This is a genomic window from Frigoribacterium sp. PhB24 (assembly GCF_003755185.1).
Taxonomy (GTDB): domain Bacteria; phylum Actinomycetota; class Actinomycetes; order Actinomycetales; family Microbacteriaceae; genus Frigoribacterium.
Map to the genome: position 1 here is coordinate 18078 of NZ_RKIC01000009.1, position 16225 is coordinate 34302.

The window sequence follows — 16225 nt, forward strand, 5'->3', positions numbered from 1 at the left end:
CTGTGGACCGAACGCCCGGTTGTGGATCGTTTCCACACCGGGCGTTCTGCATTGCTAGGGTGGCTCTCATCGAACGCGATATGTGAATGTCGCATGACGGAGGGCGTGGGTGCGTGGCAGATCTGACGGTGGATGAACGGACGCTGACATCGGTGGCCTGGCGGGTGTCGTCGGCGGCGGTGGCGGCCGAGGTGTCGACGACGCTGATGGCCGGGTCCGAGGCCGACGTCGGCTCACCGGGCGTGGCGGGCGCGCTCGACGAGGTCACCGGGCAGCTGGTGCGGCGGGCCGGGCTGGCCGTCGAAGCGATCCAGGCGGTCGGGGACTTCCCGACGACGTTCGTACGTGAGTTCGAGCAGGTCGAGTCTCGGCTCGCCGCCGGCGTGCCGGTGGACGACCTGGCCGGGGTGGGGGCGAAGTGATCGTCGACGGCGACCCGGGCGTGGGTTCGGTGGAGGGCGTCCAGCAGCTCGCGAAGGCTAGGCGGACCGAGGCCGACGATCTCGAGGTGGCCGCCTCCCGGTTGGCCGAGGCGGCGAGCTGGGGCACTGAGTGCTGGCGGGGCCGGTCGGGTGAGCAGTTCGTGGCGTCGATCACCGATGTGTCCTCCGAGGTCACCGCCGTCGCTCGGGGCCTCGAACGTCATGCAGAGGCCCTCGAGGCGTACGCGACACAGTTGTCGTTCATCCAAGGGGCGAAGCAGACGCTGGAGGCGCGGCGTGCGATGGCCGAGAAGACCCTGCTCTCGACCGGGGCCACCCTGAAGGCGATCATGCTCGAGGCGCAGGACGCGGCGCGTGACGACCTGATCGGCATCGTCGTCGAGGCCGAGTACCGCTCGGGTGAACGGTCGGCTCTGCAGCGGCGCATCGACGACGAGCAGCGAGAGCTCGAGGTCGTCGCGAGCCTGTGGTCCGAACTGGTCGAAGAGCGTGCGGCGATCGACCGCCGGTGCATTGCCGCGCTGCAGAGTGCCGAGGCGATGGGGGCGCTCCCGCAGGTGACCGCGGCCGCCGTCTCGACGGCCTCGGCCGAGCAGCTGTTGGCCTTGCTGGCGGGGCTCTCGGCAACCGAGCTGATGCTCCTCCTCGAGCAACACCCCGAGCTGACGAACAAGGCCTTTCTCGCCGACCCCGAGCGGGTGCGGGCCTGGTGGGACGAGCTCGGGCGGCAGGGGGCACGGAACGCTGACGAGCTGACGGCGCTACAGCTCGCGTTGGTGCGAGGCGCGCCCGCGATCATCGGGGCGCTCGACGGTCTGCCCCCCTCGGTGCGGGTCGCGGCGAATGTGTTCACCGCGAAGCGGCGGATCGCCGAGATCGACGGACTGGTGGGGCCGATCAGGCGACGGAGGCTGGCGGGCGACGCCGAGCTGCTCGCCGCTCTGGCGCGGGAGCGCGCCTACCTCGAACGTGCTGTCGCGCAGCCGCCGATGGTCCAGCTGTACCTCTTCGACCCGGCGAAGAGCCGCATCGTCGAGATGATCGGCGAGTGGAACGACCGGACCAGGACGGTGCTGACCTACGTACCGGGGACTCTGACGAACATGGACTCGTTCTATGGGAAGAAGGCAAGTCTGCAGCAGATGGCCAAGTGGCTGGAAGGAAACGATCCAGATGGAACGTCTGTGGCATTCGTCTTCAAGGACGGAGTCTTTCCCGGTGGCGCGGAAGGCAGCAAGAACGCGGCCGAATTCGTGGGGGCTTTCGCGCAAGCGAACGACCCCGAGTTCGCGCGCAAGACGAGCAAGGCGCTGTACGACTTCCAGCTCGGGCTGGCGGTCGATCCGATCAGGTCGGAACCGGGATACCGCGACGTGGCCATCGGGCACAGCTGGGGGCTGGCGAACATCACGTCCGCCGAGGTCCATGGGGCCACTTACAACAAGGTGATCTCTCTGGCGGGGGCGGGGATGCCGCCGGAATGGCAGCCGCGGGCGGGCACGACCTACACCGACTACAGCTACTGGGATTTCCTGATGCAGGCGCAGTCGACAGGAGGTGTCTGGGGAGGGCGGAACCCGAACAGATCCGACGAATTCGATTCGCGCGGGTACTACGTGAGCCCGCACGACGTGGAGCTCGAAGAAACCGGCGCCAGTTACACCCCGGTCTGGAAGCTGGACGACAACCATGCGCTGGTCGCTCAATCGAGTGACGACAATGCGCCGGTTCGAGATGCTCTCACGGATGAGATCTACGAGGAACTTCGTGATTAGGCGACAAGGGGCGTGTGTGGCGGCTGCCCTCGTCCTTATATCCATCGGCCTCGCGGGCTGCGAGGGCGAGACGAATGACAACGCGAGAAGGATGATTTACGTGGACGAAGAGACCAATCGAGTCGACCTGCCCGCCCTTAGACGGGACATCATGGCTGTCCAGCGACGTTTCGCGTCGATGGGTCCCGCGGATCAGATAATAGGAATTCTTGAACCGCCGAACGGTGTGCTGATGTCGTGTTCGGATGGGCAGTTCCAATGGACGGGCTCGACCACTGTCGAGTATTCGACTGTTCCGGATGAACAGGGCTACTTCGAGGTGCTGGAGGCAGAGCTTGCTGAAGACGAGGCTTTCAGTACCAAGCGTCAATTTTCACCCGATGGCGAGAGCGAGCGGTTGATCATCATGAGCGAGGACGGCACTCGTTACTCGGTCAAGGTCTGGACGGGGCGCTCGAAGGTCCAGGTGTCGTCGAGTTCGTGGTGTTTCACCTTGCAGCCCGGGCAGGCGGATGGTGGTGAGTTCTGAAGGGGAGTAGGGCACCATTGGTGTTCGTGAGACGAGTGGACGGAATGCGAAGGTGACGGGCGCCGGGCTGTGGCACCGCGCCTCCTCGGGTGCGGGGTTGTCGGCCGCGGCCGACCGGGTGTGGCAGCGGCTGCAGCTCGACCGGCTCGCCGGCGGGCGGCACTCCGGCTACGTCATCCACGAAGACATGCGGCAGCACCCGCGGACCGTCCGCGGCTTCATGGGCATCCGGTGGTTGCTGTTCGGCGAGACCGTCGTCGGCCTCACCGCCATCTTCATCGCCGCCGTCCTCACCAGCCGCGGCGAACACGTGCCCTGGGCCGTCTGGTTCCGGTCCACCGTCGTCCTCTTCATCACCGCATCGCTCTACGTCTTCGCCTGGCGCGCCCAGCTCGGGTACTACTGGGCCTACTCACGACTGCGCCTGTTCAGCCGCATCTTCCCGATCGTCACGCTGATCGTCGCCACCATCCCCGGGCTCTACCCCGGGTGGATGGTCGTCGAACAGATCGTCTTCTCGCTACTCATGATCGGCATCGGCGACCTGCTCACCAGCGACCACATGCGCGCGGCCTTCCCACGGCCGGCCAAACGGGAAACGCGCGACGCAGCAGACGCGGTGGGGTGACATCGCGCCCGAGTCACTCATGACCAGGCCGGAAAGACATGCCCCGAGTCGTCGTCGGGGCGGCCCCCGGGCGCGAATAGAAGTTTGAGACTTGACAGTTGGAAGTCAAACAGTTAGATTTCTGACCATGGAGATCGAGGAATACACGGAGACCACCACGCTCGGCCTGTTGCGCTGGGTCGGCTGGGCTCAGCGGAAGGCCGGCGAGGACTGGGTCACGAGTCGTGAGCTCAGCCCGGAACAGGCCTTCGTCCTCGGATACCTGGTCAAGGCGCCCGGTGCCATCCAACGTGACATCGCCGCCATGACCCGCACGAGCGCCGCCAGCGTCTCGAGCCTTCTGCAGGGGCTCGAACGCCGTGGCCTCGTCGACCGCCGCACCCAGGACGGTGACGAACGGCGCAAACGCGTCTACGCCACGCCCGCGGCCGCCGACCTCATCTCGGGATTCGACGACGCCATGATCGCGGCGGACGAGAGCATCCTCGCCCCCCTCGACCAGGCCGAACGCGACACCCTCCACGCCCTGCTCGCCAAGATCACCACCGCACTGCCCCGCCCCAGCCGCTAGGTCTCGGTCGTCGGCTCGCCCTGCGTGCGAGCGGGTCCGCCCCCGATCCCGCACCGCCAGGCACCTGAGCCACCGCGCACCCGAACCACCTCGCCAGCACCTCCGCTTCATCGAGCTCGCTTGCCCGCACCCGTGCCCGGGCCAGCGGCCACCACACCAGGAGGTGGGCACGGCACCAGGAGAAAACCTGGCGCCGTGCCCACCGCCTGGCGGGGAAGCGGCCCGGCCCGATCCTGCCTCGGGCCGGGTGCCGGACTGCGGCGGCAGGACGGTGTCGCGCGCCGTCTCGGCTGGCCGACCCGCGCCTCCTGAACCCACCTCACCACTCGCCGTGCCGGCTCTCGTCGGCGCGCGCTCGAGCCTGCCCGGAAGGACACCTCATGAACGAGAACACCCCCGTCCCCGCGAACACGCCAGAACCTGGTACCACCCCTGCTCCGTCGGTAATCCCTGTCGTCGGCAGCAACCGTTGGTACCTGTCCTCTGCGCCGATCGTCCGCGCTCTGGTGCACCTCTGCGTGCCGATGGCCGCCGCGATGATCGTCGGCGCCGTCTACAACGTCATCAACGCCGGCTTCATCGGTTCGCAGCACGACACGTCGATGCTGGCGGCGATCACGCTCGGCACTCCGCTGCTCGGCCTCGTCATGGCCGTCGGTGGCGTCTTCGGGGTCGGAGGAGGCGCGCTCATCTCGCGGCACCTCGGGGCGGCCGAGCACGACCCGGGGGAGGCCTCTCGCATCAAGCACGTGTCGTCGTTCGCGCTGTGGGGCGCCGTCGTCACGGGCGCGGTCATCGGGGCCGCAGGACTGGTCCTGCTGCCCTCCGTCGTCGGGCTGCTCGGCGCGGACCACGCGGCCGTGCCGGCCACGAGTGCCTACGTCGGGGTCATGTTCGCGTTCGTCCCCGTCTTGGCGGCTGCCTTCTGCCTCGAGCAGATCGTGCGGGCCGAAGGCGCCGCCCGCCAGGCGATGATCGGGCTGATCGTGTCGACCGTCGCGAACGTGGTGTTCGACGTCGTGTTCATCCTCGTGCTGCACGGGGGAGTCGCCGGTGCGGCCCTCGGCACAGGTCTCGCGAACGTCGTCACCATCGCCTACTTCGTCACCTGGCTGCACCGCCACAGCGAGCACGTCAGCCTGTCGCCGCGGTGGTTCACCCTGTCGCCGTCGGTGCTCAAGCCCGTGTTCGGTGTCGGGTCGGGGGAGCTGATCCAGTCGGCGTTCCTCACCGTGACGACGCTCGTGCTCAACAACCTCGCCGCCGCCTACGGCGACAGCGCACTCGCGGCGATGGGCGTCGCCGTCCGCATCGCCCAGGTGCCGGAGTTCCTCGTGATGGGCGTCACCATCGGCGTCCTGCCTCTGCTCGCCTACTCGTTCGGCAAGGGTGACGGCGCCCGCTTCGGCTCGGCGCTCCGGGCCTCGGCCGTGACCGTCGGCGGCATCGTGCTGATCTTCTCGACGACGGTGTTCGTCTTCCGCGATCAGGTGTTCTCCGCCTTCTCGGGCGACGGGGCGGTGCTCGCGATCGGCGTCACGATCCTGACGGCGCAGCTCGTGGCGACCGTCGTCAACGGCTTCACCGGGCTGATCACGTCGGTGTTCCAGGCGACCGGCAAGGCGCTGCCCGCCATCGTGCTGTCGATGGCGCAGGGCGTGTTGTTCGTGCCGATCGTGCTCGTGGGCGACGCCTGGTTCGGGCTCGGGGGAGTCGTGTGGGCATTGACCGTGACCGAGGTGCTCGTGTTCGTGGTCGGGCTCGGGATGTACCTGGGGTCGCGGGCGGCCATCGAGCGCGGGCTGGCAGAGGGGAGCGAGGAACGGGCCGAGGCCGTGCTGGAGGGGGCAGCAGCCTGAGGCTCGCGGTGTGATGAACCCCGTTTCGGACGATGAACCCCGCAGGAGTGGGGTTCATCGTCCGAAACGGGGTTCACCGCCAGGTCGGGCGGGGGTGCGGGGGCGCGAGGGCGGGCGGGGCCGCGGGGCGCCGCACGAGCCCCGAGGAGGCGCGGCTCAGTCGCCGACGCGGGGCACCATCTCGACGTCGGCGGGCTCGACCACGTGCCCGTCGCCCGTGACGAACGCGACCCGCACGGGTTCGCCCGACCGGGCGACGCTGAACCGGCGTGCGGCGCCGTCGGGGTGCGGATCGTGCTCGTCGCCCCACACGGCGAGAGCGGCCAGCACGGGGGCGAGGTCGCGGCCCGCGTCGGTGAGCAGGTACTCGACGCGCTCGCGGGCGCCGTCCTCGCGGTAGGTCGACCGCTCGAGCACGCCGGCGGCGACCAGTGAGTCGAGCCGCGCGGTCAACACGTCGGGCGACAGGCCGAGCCGCGCCCGGAACTGCGAGAACCGCGTGTGCCCGAGCAGTGCCTCACGAACGACGAGCAGAGCCCAGCGCTCGCCGAGCAGGTCAAGGCTGCGGGCGATGCCGCAGCGCGGGTCGAGGGGTCCACGGGAGGCCATGTCGACACCCTACCTCGGTAGGCTTTTCGTATCCAGGGTGCTAGCGTCGCGATCATGCCCCGTGATCTCGCTGCCGCCGTTCGTCCCGACGGGCCGAACCGGCTCGCGTTCTGGACCTGCGCCTCCGTTCTCGCCCTCGCCCTGTGGACGAGCGGCGCAGCGACGCCGGTCTATCCGCTCTACGCCAGCGACTGGCAGCTGACGCCGTTCGTCACGACCGCGATCTTCGCCGTCTACCCGCTCGTCCTCGTGATCGTGCTGCTCGTCTTCGGCAGCCTGAGCGACACGATCGGCCGACGGGCGAGCATCCTGCTCGGCGTGGGCGCGTCCATCGTGGGCGTCCTGCTGTTCGCGCTCGCCCCGGACGTCGGGTGGGTGCTGGTCGGCCGGGCGTTCATGGGCCTCGGCGTCGGGCTGTCGCTCAGCCCCGCCACCGCCGCGATGATCGACATCGCCGGCCCCGTCAACTCGGCCCGCACCGGAGCCATCAGCACCGCCTCCACCGCGGTCGGCCTCGTCTTCGCGACACTGCTCGGTGGGGCCCTCGTCCAGTACGCGCCCGAACCGCTGCACCTCACGTACTGGGTGTTGCTCGTCGTCGAGGTGGGCGTGCTCGTCCTCGTCTGGCGGCTGCCGCGCGACCGGGACGAGAAGGCCGGGCGCTGGAGGCCACGGTGGCCGAGCGTGCCGCGCGCGCTCCTCGGGGCGGTGGGGGCCGCGGCCGTCTGCGTCAGCGCCTCCTACGCTCTCGGGGCCGTGGTGCTCTCGCTCGGTGCCGAGATCGGCGTGACGCTGATCGGCACCGACAACGCGTTCGTGACCGGCGCGGTGATCGCCCTGTCGATGGTCGTCATCGCGGTCGTGGCGCTCGCATCCCGGCGGGTGCCCGTGGTCGTCGCGGTCGTCGTGGCGGCGGTGGCGACGGCGCTCGGCTTCACGGCGCTGGTGCTGGCCGCGGCGCAGCAGTCGTTGGGGCTGTTCCTGGCGTTCTGCGTGTTGTCGGGGGTCGGCTACAGCCTGTTCTTCGCGTCGGGGCTGGGGATCGTGTCGCGGTTCGCTCCGGAGCACCATCGCGCCGGGACGCTGTCGGCCGTGTACCTCGTCGCCTACCTGGTGCAGGGAGCGACGGCCCTGTGGCTCGGCGCGCAGGCGACCCGCGGAGGGCTCGAGAGCTCCGTCGACGTCGGGGCCCCGGCCATCGTGGGGCTGGCGGTCGCGGCGATGGTGGCGGTCGTGGTCGTGATGCGCGGGCGGGAGCGGCGCCGGCGGGTCGCGGCGTAGGGGCGGTGGGTCGGAGGTGCGGGTCGGGGCCGGCGCGCATCCCGCCACGAAGTAAAGACGCCGCTACCGGATGTCGTGGCGGCGTGTGTACTTCGTGGCGGGTAGGCATCGGCGGCGACGGCGAGACTCGAGCGGAGGCGCGTCGCCGTGCTCGGCCGTGGCCGACCACGATGCCAGGCGACGGGTTTCGATTAGCTGCGCCCGCCTCCTGCGGCTAACGTTGACACCCCACTCAGCGGCACCGGCACTCCGGAGGAGGACTCATGGCATCGCGCGATCCGTTCGCCCCTGCCGTGATCGTCGCACCCCTCGACGCCGTCGACGTGCGGCCTCGCCGTCGCGGCTGGACCGTCGTCTGGTCACGTCGCACCGTGCACTTCGGCGCGGTCTCGCCGACCCGTTGAGCCGCGCTCGAGGTGAGCTGCGGTGCCGACCGGCACCGCGCCTCCTCAGCCTGTGGGGTGGTGAGTGGCCGACGCCGCGACCGCTCCGTCGGGAGCCGCGGCGCCCCGGGTGCCCACGATCGTCGTGACGCGCCCTGCCCGCGCCGGCGTGCGACGGAGTCGCTGCTCGTCACCGCCTGCGCGTGCCCCACCCCACCGGGCCGAGACCGCGTCACCGCGGCCGCGCGCCCGGACCCGAAAGGAACACCGTGAAGACACCCGACCGCCTGAAGCCCCGCCACCAGGAACCCTCCGACCGGAGGCGCGACGCGAGGCGGACCCGTCGCCTCGGTGTCCTCGCCACGGTCGGTGCGGCCGCGCTCGCCCTGACCGCCTGCACCCCGGGAGGCCCTCCCGTCGCCGAGCTCGACAACGGCGACCAGGGCGAGATCACGATCGCCGTCTTCGCCGGCTGGCCCGAGGGCATCGCCGTGTCGCAGCTCTGGCGTGCCGTGCTCGAGGACGAGGGGTACGACGTCACGCTGACCGACGTCGACGTGGCCCCCGGCTACTCGGGTGTCGCGTCGGGGGACTACGACCTCGTGATGGACTCGTGGCTGCCGAACACGCACGCCGACTACGTCGACCGGTTCGGCGACGACATGACCGACCTCGGCGCCTGGTACCGCGAGGCCCGCAACACGATCGTCGTGAACGAGGACGCCCCGATAACCTCGCTCGACGAGCTCGCCGCGAACGCCGACCTGTTCGGCAACACGATCGTCGGTCTCGAGCCCGGTGCCGGCCTCACCCAGATCACCGAGGAAAGGGCGATCCCCGCCTACGGCCTCGAGAGCATGGACTTCGTCACGTCGTCGACGGCGGCACTACTGACCGAGCTGCAGGCGGCCACCGACGCCGGCGAGAACGTCGTCGTCACCCTGGCTCGACCGCACTGGGCGTACGACGCCTACCCGATCCGCGACCTGGAGGACCCCGAGGGTGCCATGGGCCCGTCGGAGGAGATCCACTCGATGGCGAGCTCGACCTTCGACGACGACTTCGCGACCGCCAGCGGCTGGTTGCGCGACTTCGAGCTGAGTGAAGACGACCTGCTGTCGCTCTGCAACGCCATGTTCAACGTGGACGGCGGAGCGGACGGCACCGACTACGAGGCGATCGTGCGCGCGTGGATGGACGAGCACCCCGACGTGGTCGAGGCGCTGACCGCGGGCTAGGAGGCGCGGGCCGGGTGGGCTAGGAAGCGCCGGTCGGGCGGCGTGCGCGGGGGCGGGTGGGGCAGGACACGACGCCACGAAGTGGGCACCGCGCCAGGACTAGACCTGGCGCTGTGCCCACTTCCTGGCGTCGTGAGCGGGCGGTGCGGCCGACCGCCCGGCGTCTACCGCCAGCGGCGGAGCGCCACGCGCTGCACCACGTTCAGCACGGTGTCGCTCAGCGTGCCGAGCAGGGCCAGCAGGACGATGGCGAGGAAGATCCGGTCGACGCGTCCGTTCGACTGCGACTCGGTGAGCAAGAAGCCGAGGCCCATCGACGACGCGATCAGCTCGGCCGCGACCAAGAACAGCCACGCCTGCGCCAGCGCGAGCCGCAGCCCCGACACGAGCGAGGGCAGCACGGCCGGCAGCTGCACCCGGGTGAAGAGCGACACCCTCCGCAGGCCGTAGGCACGTCCGGCCTCGACGAGCTGCGGGTCGACGTGCCGAAGCGACCCCGCGACGGTGGTGAACACCGGGAAGGCCGCACCGATCGCGATCAGTGTCACCTTGCTGTCCTCGCCGATGCCGAGGTACAGGATCAGCAGCGGCACCCAGGCCAGTGACGGCACCGCCCGCACGGCCGCGATCGACGGCGCGAGCAGGGCCTCGCCCACCCGCGACAGCCCGACGACGGCTCCGATGACCAGCCCGATCACCGAGCCGACCACGAACCCGATCAGCACCCGCTGCACCGAGATGGCGACGTAGAGGCCGAGCTGACCGGTGGCGGCGAGGTCGACTCCTGCCCGCGCCACGTCCGCGGGGGACGGCAGGCGGTACGAGGGGACTCCGCCGACGGTGGTGGCGAGCACCCAGGCGGCGAGCACGGCGGCCGGCACGAGCACCCCGAGCAGTGCCAGGCGGCGGGGAGCAGGCGCGCCCGGGGCACCCGGGCGTCGCGGCGCAGGGGACCCGGACGAGGAGGCGCGGCGTGCGTTCTCGGCGACCCGCGCCTCCTCGGCTCGGGGGGTGGCGATCAGGGTGTCGCTCACGAGGTGGACGCGGCCTTCGCGTAGCTGTCGTCGAAGAGCTCGTCGAGGGCGGCGTCGACGTCGTCCTGCGAGGGGACGTCGCCCGACTCGACGAGGATCGGGCCGACGGTGTCGAGGACGGCGCGCTGGTCGGCTCCGGGGGCGGGGTCGATGTCGAGGTGGGTGCGGTCGATCACCGTGGTGGCGACGGCGGGGTCGATCGCGGCGGCCTTCGCGAGGATGGCGGCGGTCTCGTCCGGGTTCTCGAGTGCCCAGGCGCGGGCCTTCTCGTACGAGTCGACGACGACCTGCGCGACGTCGGGCGACGCCTCGAGGAACGACTCGGTCGCGTTGAGGAACCCGTAGCTGAGGAAGTCGACGTTGCGGTAGAGCAGCTTGGTGCCCGACTCGGCCTCGCTCGCGGCCATGATCGGGTCGAGGCCCGACCAGGCGTCGACGCTGCCGTTCTCGAGCGCGGCGCGTCCGTCGGCGTGCTGCAGGTTCTGGATCGTCACGTCCGACGCACTCAGCCCGGCCTGGTCGAGCGCCTGCAGCAGGAAGAAGTACGGGTCGGTGCCGCTGGTCGCGGCGATCGTCTTGCCGCGGAGGCCCTCGACGTCGGTGACGGTCGAGTCGCCCGGGACGACCAGCGCCGACCACTCGGGCTGCGAGTACACGTCGATCGTCTTGATGGGGGAGCCGTTCGAGCGGGCGAGCAGCGCGGCCGAGCCGGCGGTCGATCCGACGTCGACGGCCCCGGCGCGCAGCAGCTCGTTGGCCTTGTTCGAGCCGGCCGACTGGGTCCAGGTGACGCTGACGCCATCGCCGAGGGCGTCCTCGAGGTAGCCCTGGTCCTTCACGACGAGGCTGAGCGGGTTGTAGGTCGCGAAGTCGATGTCGAGGGTGTCGGTCGACCACTCGCCGTCGCTCGCGCCGGTGCCTGCTGCGTCGGCCGAGCCGGTGCCGGCGTCCTCACCCGCGACGCAGCCGGTGAGCAGGAGGGCACTCGCCGCGGCGAGGGCGAGACCGCCGGCCCAGGAGGCGCGGGTGCGGGTGGTGGGGGAGGTGCGGAAGGTCATCGGTTCGTCTCCGTGCTGTCGGGGGCGGTGCGGTGGTGGGTGGGTGCGGGTGTGGTCGCGGGTGCGGTCGCGGTCAGCGTGCTGGTGATCGTGTTGCCGGCGTGCACGCGGTGGACACCGAGGTCGGCGAGCAGCTGGAGGCGCAGCTCGGCCAGGGCGGGGTCGTCACGGTCGCGGGGTCGGTCGCCGGGCACGGTGACGATGCGCTGGATGCTGGGAGCTCCCGCTGCGGTGTCGGCGTGCGCCGCGCCTCCTGCGGTGGCGTGTTCCTGCTGCGAGAGGTCGGCGAGGACGACGATGCGGTCGGCGAGGTAAAGGGCTTCGTCGACATCGTGGGTGACGAGCAGGACGGTGGTGGGTTCGGCGCGGTGGATGTCGAGCAGCAGGTCGTGCATGCGGAGGCGGGTGAGGGCGTCGAGGGCTCCGAACGGTTCGTCGAGCAGCAGCACCTTGGGGGCCCGGGCGAGGGCGCGGGCGAGGGAGGCGCGCTGGGCCATGCCTCCGGACACCTGGCGGGGGCGGAGGCCGGCCGAGCTGCCGAGTCCGACGAGGTCGAGCAGTTCGGTGATGCGGGCGCGGCCGGCGGCCTTGTCGGGTTTGTTGGTCTTGTCTTTGTTGGTCTTGTCTTGGTTGGTCTTACCGGCCTTCGGCAGGCCGAGTTCGACGTTCTGGCGGAGGGTGCGCCAGGGCAGGAGGCGCGGCTCCTGGAACGCGATGGCGCAGCGTTGGTCGGTGGGACGGGTGGGGGAGTCGTCGATGTCGACGGTGCCGGTGTCGGGCTGGTCGAGGCCGCCCACCTGGCGCAGCAGCGTCGACTTGCCGCAGCCGGAGGGTCCGACGATGGCGATGATCTCGCCGGCCTCGACGTCGAGGTCGAGGGCGTGGAGGACGGGGCGCTCGCCGAAGTGCCTCCCGACGCCGCGCAGACGGATCGGCAGGGCCGAGGAGGCGCGGGTCGTCGAGGTGGGCATGTCACGACGGTAGGTGGGCGGGGTGCCTGCCGTCCCGTGCGCTGTAACGGGGCGAAACACTCCGTTCGGTCTAGGACCAGCTGGAGAAGGCCGCCAGGGCGGCATCCGTTCGGTAGAACTTTCGGAGGGCCGAGGCCGAGGGCGCGGCAGGTAGGTGGAATAGGTCGTCGCGGGTGACGTGGAGGTCGGCCTTGGAGACGCCGGGCGCGTAGGTGATGCTGCTGCCGTCCGGCTCGAGGCGCAAAAGGAACGAGTCGAAGGCGACGTGGTGGTTGAGGCACAGCGGCAAGCCGTTGAGCGCTTCGTCGGCGCCGCCGATGCTCTTCGGGATGAGGTGTGCGCCCTGGATGAGCCGTGGGACGGTGATGTCGCACAGGGCGCAGGTCGGGCCGTAGCGGTTCAGGACGTCGATCTTGAAGCGGCGCTGTTGGGTGCGCTGCTGGACGAGGCGGAGGGTCTGTTCAGGGAGACCGCCGAACAGATCGACCTCTTCTTCTGAGGCGGGCAGCTCGTCGTCAGACGGGAGGGGGAGGACAGACTCGATGAAGGAGAGGTAGAAGACGGCGGCATCGTCGTCGAAGGTGTCGACGTAGCCGAGTCGGACGTCCTTGAGGGTCGAGCGCAAGGCGTTGGGGGTCACGACGAAGAGCGGTAGGCCGAGGCTTTGGGTTCGTTTGACGGAGTCGATCTCGTTGCGATCGAACGAGGCATGCCGTTGCGTGGACGGGTAGTGGTAGTCGAGGTGTTCGTCCGTGAGGTCATCGGCGTAGGAGCTCCCGGTGTGCTGCAGGGTGAGCGCGACGCGACCGGGGGAGCCTTGGGTCCAGTCGCCGGTGCCGTCGAAGAAGATGCCGGCCTGGCCTTTGTAGAGGCCGAGGTCGCGGATGGTGGACGGGATGAGGCCGTCGGCGTTGCCGGCTTTGGCGAGCTCGCTCCAGAGCGTGAGGCGTCGCTCGTACTCGCCACGCGTCCAGTCCGAGATCCCCACGAAAGAGATCATGACTCATGTATGCAGGATCTTGGGACATCGTCACGTACCCAGAGTGAGGGCCGGTCGTGGGTGGACTTGGGAGGCCTCCGGATCGGCTATGCTTGTCGGGTTGCCTCGGTCGGGGCAACGCCAAGAAGGCAGTTGCTCAGCAACGGTTTTCTCGGGCTGTGGCGCAGCTTGGTAGCGCACTTGACTGGGGGTCAAGGGGTCGCAGGTTCAAATCCTGTCAGCCCGACCATTTGTTTCTGATTTCCCTGAACAGCGAAACAATTCGCTGTTGGTGGACGTAGCGGCGCTTTAGTCGCCATCTCGTCTTTCCACAAGTTGAGCGGCTCTGCCGTGAAGCGGACTCCTTGGTTCAGTCGACACATAACTTTCCTATTTCCGGCCCACGAGCGCGAGGTTTGTCCGCGCAAGAGGTGCCTTTGCAGGTTGGTCTGGCAGGCACCCATCGCGGCGGACGCTAAGGTCGACCGGATAAAAATATCTCCTGCTCATGCCCGATATGGCCAGCCTCCCGAAGACCGGAGCCGCCGGCCGGACCAGCGGGGCGCCATAGACTCCACGGTGACGATTGTTCGTGTTCTTGGGGAGATCTCATGAGAGACCAGTTTCGTGGATACTACACACCCGACGAGGAAGCCCTAAGGGCGATTTGGGGTAGCGGCCTCATCATCCTCGACACCAATGCTCTTCTCAACCTCTTCAGATACACAGAGAGTACGCGTGACGCATTCCTTCTTGTGCTGCAGAGTCTTGTTGATCAACTGTGGATTCCCCACCAGGTTGGCTTGGAGTTCCAGCGTCGCCGACTCGATGTAATTGCAGACCAAACGAAGGCTCATGACGACCTCATCAAGGCAATTGACGCCGGCAAAAACGGAGTCGAGAAGGCCCTGCAGGGGCTGCGTTTGCATCCTTCGCTTAACAGGTCGTCTATTAGCGATACTTTGACGGCAAGCATGGAGGCTGTTAGCAGTGTCGTAGAAGAGTCCCGAGCTAATTACGAACAGCGGGTAGTCGACGGTTCGGAAAATGATCGCCTCTTTGAGGTCATCTCGGACCTCTATGAGGGCCGAGTTGGCGTTCCGTTTGAGAATGAAAGACTCCAAGAAATCTATATCGAGGGCGCCGCTCGTTACGACTCGAAAGTTCCTCCTGGTTTCAAAGATAAGGACAAGCCGGAACCTGATAGGTACGGGGATCTTATTCTGTGGAGGCAAATCCTTTCGCACGTTTCTGGGGACCCGAGACCCGCCATTTTTGTCACTGATGACGGCAAGGAAGACTGGTGGAGATTGCGCGAGGGTAAGACGCACGGCCCGCGAATCGAGCTAGTAGACGAATACTTCGAGGCCACGGGCAGCCGTGTTCACTTCTACTCACCGGAACGCTTCCTGGATCTTGCTAAAAAGATGCTCCAAATCGAAGTCAGCCAGACGTCGCTCTTCGAAGTCCAGGAGCTGTCGCGTGAGCGGACCCAGGTAGATATAAATTCCCTCTTCGCCGAACGTGCCAACCTGCAAGACATCAGGCTCCGGGCAGAGCGGGAACTCGCAAATGTTTCGTCTCGAGACGCGGCTCTCAGCAAGACCTGGAAGCTGGACTCCCTGAAGAAGAGAGAGTATGAACTAAATCAGCAAATCGACCAGCTGCATCAGGAGATGGATGGCGTCTCGAGTGGGCAGTCTAACCCAAGCATTGTGGGATGGCTGCGGTCGCTCGAAGCAGAGCGTGACCAGGTAGAACAACAATTCCTTTATGAATATAGTCGATTTGAAGAACTGGAATACTCATCACGGTCGCCGGCGTCCGATGCGACGCGTGGGCTAGCTTTGGAAGCCCAGATTCGCCGTGCAGTGGAGCAGATAGAGCAAATCGACCGTCTCATTGATAGCCAACTTTGAGGCCGAGAACGTCCCCTTGACGCTGCCCCAAGGGCATGGCCTTTACTTCCTCAAGCGTCGTTATCGTGACGGCGTAAACGGGAGGGGTAACCCGGGCTTGGAGTGCACGTGGGCTGGCCGGGCTCGCTGACCCGACCATCCCGTGGCTGCAGTCTTATAACTAACGGGGCGGCTCTTAGGCCCTAAACGCCAACGAAAGGATAAAGCAGGATGAAATGAGGGACATGGTTAGCCTGCTGCGGATCACCCGCCTGACCGACCTAGGCGTCCTGCTTGCCTGAATCGAGTTGCTCGTCTAGTGCGTCGACGATCCCATCAATGCTTTGCCATCCATCGACACCAATCTAGATTCTACTGTCGAACTCTGACAGCGCGTCCGCCTCGAGCGTTGGGGGGGGAATCCTCGAGAACCGCGCCAGCGCTTCCTTGTCTGCCAGGTTTGTCGATGAGAGGCGTGAGATCGGCAAGCGGACCAGTCTCTGCTGTGGATGTGGTCGAAGGTGTCCGACGACGGGAGCGATGCGCAATTTCAGACCGTTGCTGGTCGACCTCCCCCGGACCGGCACCGACATTGAGCTAGAAGTCCTGATAGACGAGGCCGATGGCACCACACGACACCGGCTGGGCGAGCATTGGGCGTCCGTACTGTAGACGGCCCGCAGCGAGACGAGCGGTTGGGTTCTGCCGTGGAGCCGGCGTAGTGGGGTGCGTGTTCACTGAGCAGACCGGGACCGAGGCGACGACCCAGCTCTCTATGGGCGCATAGGCGACATGCTCCACTGCGCGGCCTTCATCGGTGCCAGAAATACCCGCGATCTGGCCATGCTCGGGCGGCGCCTTATGCCGCCGAGACGCCTTGCGCTGCCGAGATGACCGATATTGGCTTAGGGCGCTTCCGGGGTGTGTCGCACCTCCCTAGATTTCGACTCCGAGGTAGGCGGGCGGGGC

At 67.9% G+C, this 16225-nt stretch carries 15 protein-coding genes and 1 tRNA gene; 11 read left to right on the forward strand and 5 right to left on the reverse strand.

The window, feature by feature from the left end; genetic code table 11:
- Positions 1-113: 113 nt before the first annotated feature.
- From EDF50_RS00705 to EDF50_RS00730, 6 genes are all read left to right on the forward strand, one after another.
- Positions 114-422, forward strand: coding sequence for a hypothetical protein (locus tag EDF50_RS00705; protein WP_148076726.1), 309 nt, complete (start codon positions 114-116; stop codon positions 420-422).
- On the forward strand, positions 419-2218 hold the full coding sequence (locus EDF50_RS00710) for a hypothetical protein (RefSeq protein WP_123517428.1): 1800 nt from the start codon (positions 419-421) through the stop codon (positions 2216-2218). The genes EDF50_RS00705 and EDF50_RS00710 overlap by 4 nt, the downstream gene beginning before the upstream one ends.
- A gap of 100 nt (positions 2219-2318) precedes the next feature.
- Positions 2319-2747 carry a hypothetical protein gene (locus tag EDF50_RS00715; protein ID WP_148076727.1) on the forward strand — a complete coding sequence of 143 codons (429 nt, stop codon included), beginning with the start codon at positions 2319-2321 and terminating at the stop codon, positions 2745-2747.
- Between the two features lie 52 nt (positions 2748-2799).
- Positions 2800-3375, forward strand: coding sequence for a hypothetical protein (locus tag EDF50_RS00720; RefSeq protein WP_233570237.1), 576 nt, complete (start codon positions 2800-2802; stop codon positions 3373-3375).
- Between the two features lie 127 nt (positions 3376-3502).
- Positions 3503-3946 (forward strand): MarR family winged helix-turn-helix transcriptional regulator, encoded by a 444-nt coding sequence (locus tag EDF50_RS00725; protein ID WP_123517431.1) that lies wholly within the window; start codon positions 3503-3505, stop codon positions 3944-3946.
- 380 nt (positions 3947-4326) lie between these two features.
- Positions 4327-5805, forward strand: coding sequence for an MATE family efflux transporter (locus EDF50_RS00730; protein WP_123517433.1), 1479 nt, complete (start codon positions 4327-4329; stop codon positions 5803-5805).
- A 156-nt stretch (positions 5806-5961) separates the two neighbouring features.
- On the opposite strand, the gene EDF50_RS00735 is transcribed toward EDF50_RS00730, so the two are convergent.
- Positions 5962-6414 carry a helix-turn-helix domain-containing protein gene (locus tag EDF50_RS00735; protein ID WP_123517435.1) on the reverse strand — a complete coding sequence of 151 codons (453 nt, stop codon included), beginning with the start codon at positions 6412-6414 and terminating at the stop codon, positions 5962-5964.
- 54 nt (positions 6415-6468) lie between these two features.
- Here EDF50_RS00735 and EDF50_RS00740 point away from each other — a divergent pair, with 54 nt between their 5' ends.
- The 3 genes from EDF50_RS00740 (at position 6469) to EDF50_RS00745 (ending at position 9316) form a co-directional block, all read left to right on the forward strand.
- Positions 6469-7695 (forward strand): MFS transporter, encoded by a 1227-nt coding sequence (locus EDF50_RS00740; protein ID WP_123517436.1) that lies wholly within the window; start codon positions 6469-6471, stop codon positions 7693-7695.
- 263 nt (positions 7696-7958) lie between these two features.
- Entirely contained in the window at positions 7959-8099 is a 141-nt protein-coding gene (locus EDF50_RS16525; protein WP_158612601.1) for a hypothetical protein, read from the forward strand.
- Between the two features lie 248 nt (positions 8100-8347).
- On the forward strand, positions 8348-9316 hold the full coding sequence (locus EDF50_RS00745) for a glycine betaine ABC transporter substrate-binding protein (RefSeq protein WP_233570238.1): 969 nt from the start codon (positions 8348-8350) through the stop codon (positions 9314-9316).
- A 164-nt stretch (positions 9317-9480) separates the two neighbouring features.
- Here EDF50_RS00745 and EDF50_RS00750 read toward each other — a convergent pair whose 3' ends face one another.
- The 4 genes from EDF50_RS00750 to EDF50_RS00765 form a co-directional block, all read right to left on the reverse strand.
- A complete protein-coding gene (locus EDF50_RS00750; protein ID WP_370453949.1) occupies positions 9481-10350 on the reverse strand; it encodes an ABC transporter permease in 870 nt (289 codons plus the stop codon).
- Positions 10347-11408: an aliphatic sulfonate ABC transporter substrate-binding protein gene (locus EDF50_RS00755; RefSeq protein WP_123517438.1), complete on the reverse strand. Its 1062-nt coding sequence runs from the start codon at positions 11406-11408 to the stop codon at positions 10347-10349. The genes EDF50_RS00750 and EDF50_RS00755 overlap by 4 nt, the downstream gene beginning before the upstream one ends.
- A complete protein-coding gene (locus EDF50_RS00760; protein ID WP_123517439.1) occupies positions 11405-12379 on the reverse strand; it encodes an ABC transporter ATP-binding protein in 975 nt (324 codons plus the stop codon). The genes EDF50_RS00755 and EDF50_RS00760 overlap by 4 nt, the downstream gene beginning before the upstream one ends.
- A gap of 70 nt (positions 12380-12449) precedes the next feature.
- Positions 12450-13379 (reverse strand): HNH endonuclease, encoded by a 930-nt coding sequence (locus EDF50_RS00765; RefSeq protein WP_123517441.1) that lies wholly within the window; start codon positions 13377-13379, stop codon positions 12450-12452.
- Between the two features lie 152 nt (positions 13380-13531).
- On the opposite strand from EDF50_RS00765, the gene EDF50_RS00770 reads away from it, so the two are divergent.
- Together EDF50_RS00770 and EDF50_RS16375 are read left to right on the forward strand one after the other, a co-directional pair.
- Positions 13532-13608 (forward strand) — tRNA-Pro (locus tag EDF50_RS00770).
- A gap of 361 nt (positions 13609-13969) precedes the next feature.
- Entirely contained in the window at positions 13970-15277 is a 1308-nt protein-coding gene (locus tag EDF50_RS16375) for a PIN domain-containing protein (protein ID WP_148076728.1), read from the forward strand.
- The last annotated feature ends 948 nt before the right edge of the window (positions 15278-16225 follow it).

What these genes read in the sequence shown, in the direction of transcription:
- EDF50_RS00760 (WP_123517439.1), bottom strand. Translation starts at nt 12,379, where the DNA reads ATGCCCACCTCGACGACCCGCGCCTCCTCGGCCCTGCCGATCCGTCTG.
- EDF50_RS00765 (WP_123517441.1), bottom strand. Translation starts at nt 13,379, where the DNA reads ATGATCTCTTTCGTGGGGATCTCGGACTGGACGCGTGGCGAGTACGAG.
- EDF50_RS00735 (WP_123517435.1), bottom strand. Translation starts at nt 6,414, where the DNA reads ATGGCCTCCCGTGGACCCCTCGACCCGCGCTGCGGCATCGCCCGCAGC.
- EDF50_RS00755 (WP_123517438.1), bottom strand. Translation starts at nt 11,408, where the DNA reads ATGACCTTCCGCACCTCCCCCACCACCCGCACCCGCGCCTCCTGGGCC.
- EDF50_RS16525 (WP_158612601.1), top strand. Translation starts at nt 7,959, where the DNA reads ATGGCATCGCGCGATCCGTTCGCCCCTGCCGTGATCGTCGCACCCCTC.
- EDF50_RS00730 (WP_123517433.1), top strand. Translation starts at nt 4,327, where the DNA reads ATGAACGAGAACACCCCCGTCCCCGCGAACACGCCAGAACCTGGTACC.
- EDF50_RS16375 (WP_148076728.1), top strand. Translation starts at nt 13,970, where the DNA reads ATGAGAGACCAGTTTCGTGGATACTACACACCCGACGAGGAAGCCCTA.
- EDF50_RS00740 (WP_123517436.1), top strand. Translation starts at nt 6,469, where the DNA reads ATGCCCCGTGATCTCGCTGCCGCCGTTCGTCCCGACGGGCCGAACCGG.
- EDF50_RS00725 (WP_123517431.1), top strand. Translation starts at nt 3,503, where the DNA reads ATGGAGATCGAGGAATACACGGAGACCACCACGCTCGGCCTGTTGCGC.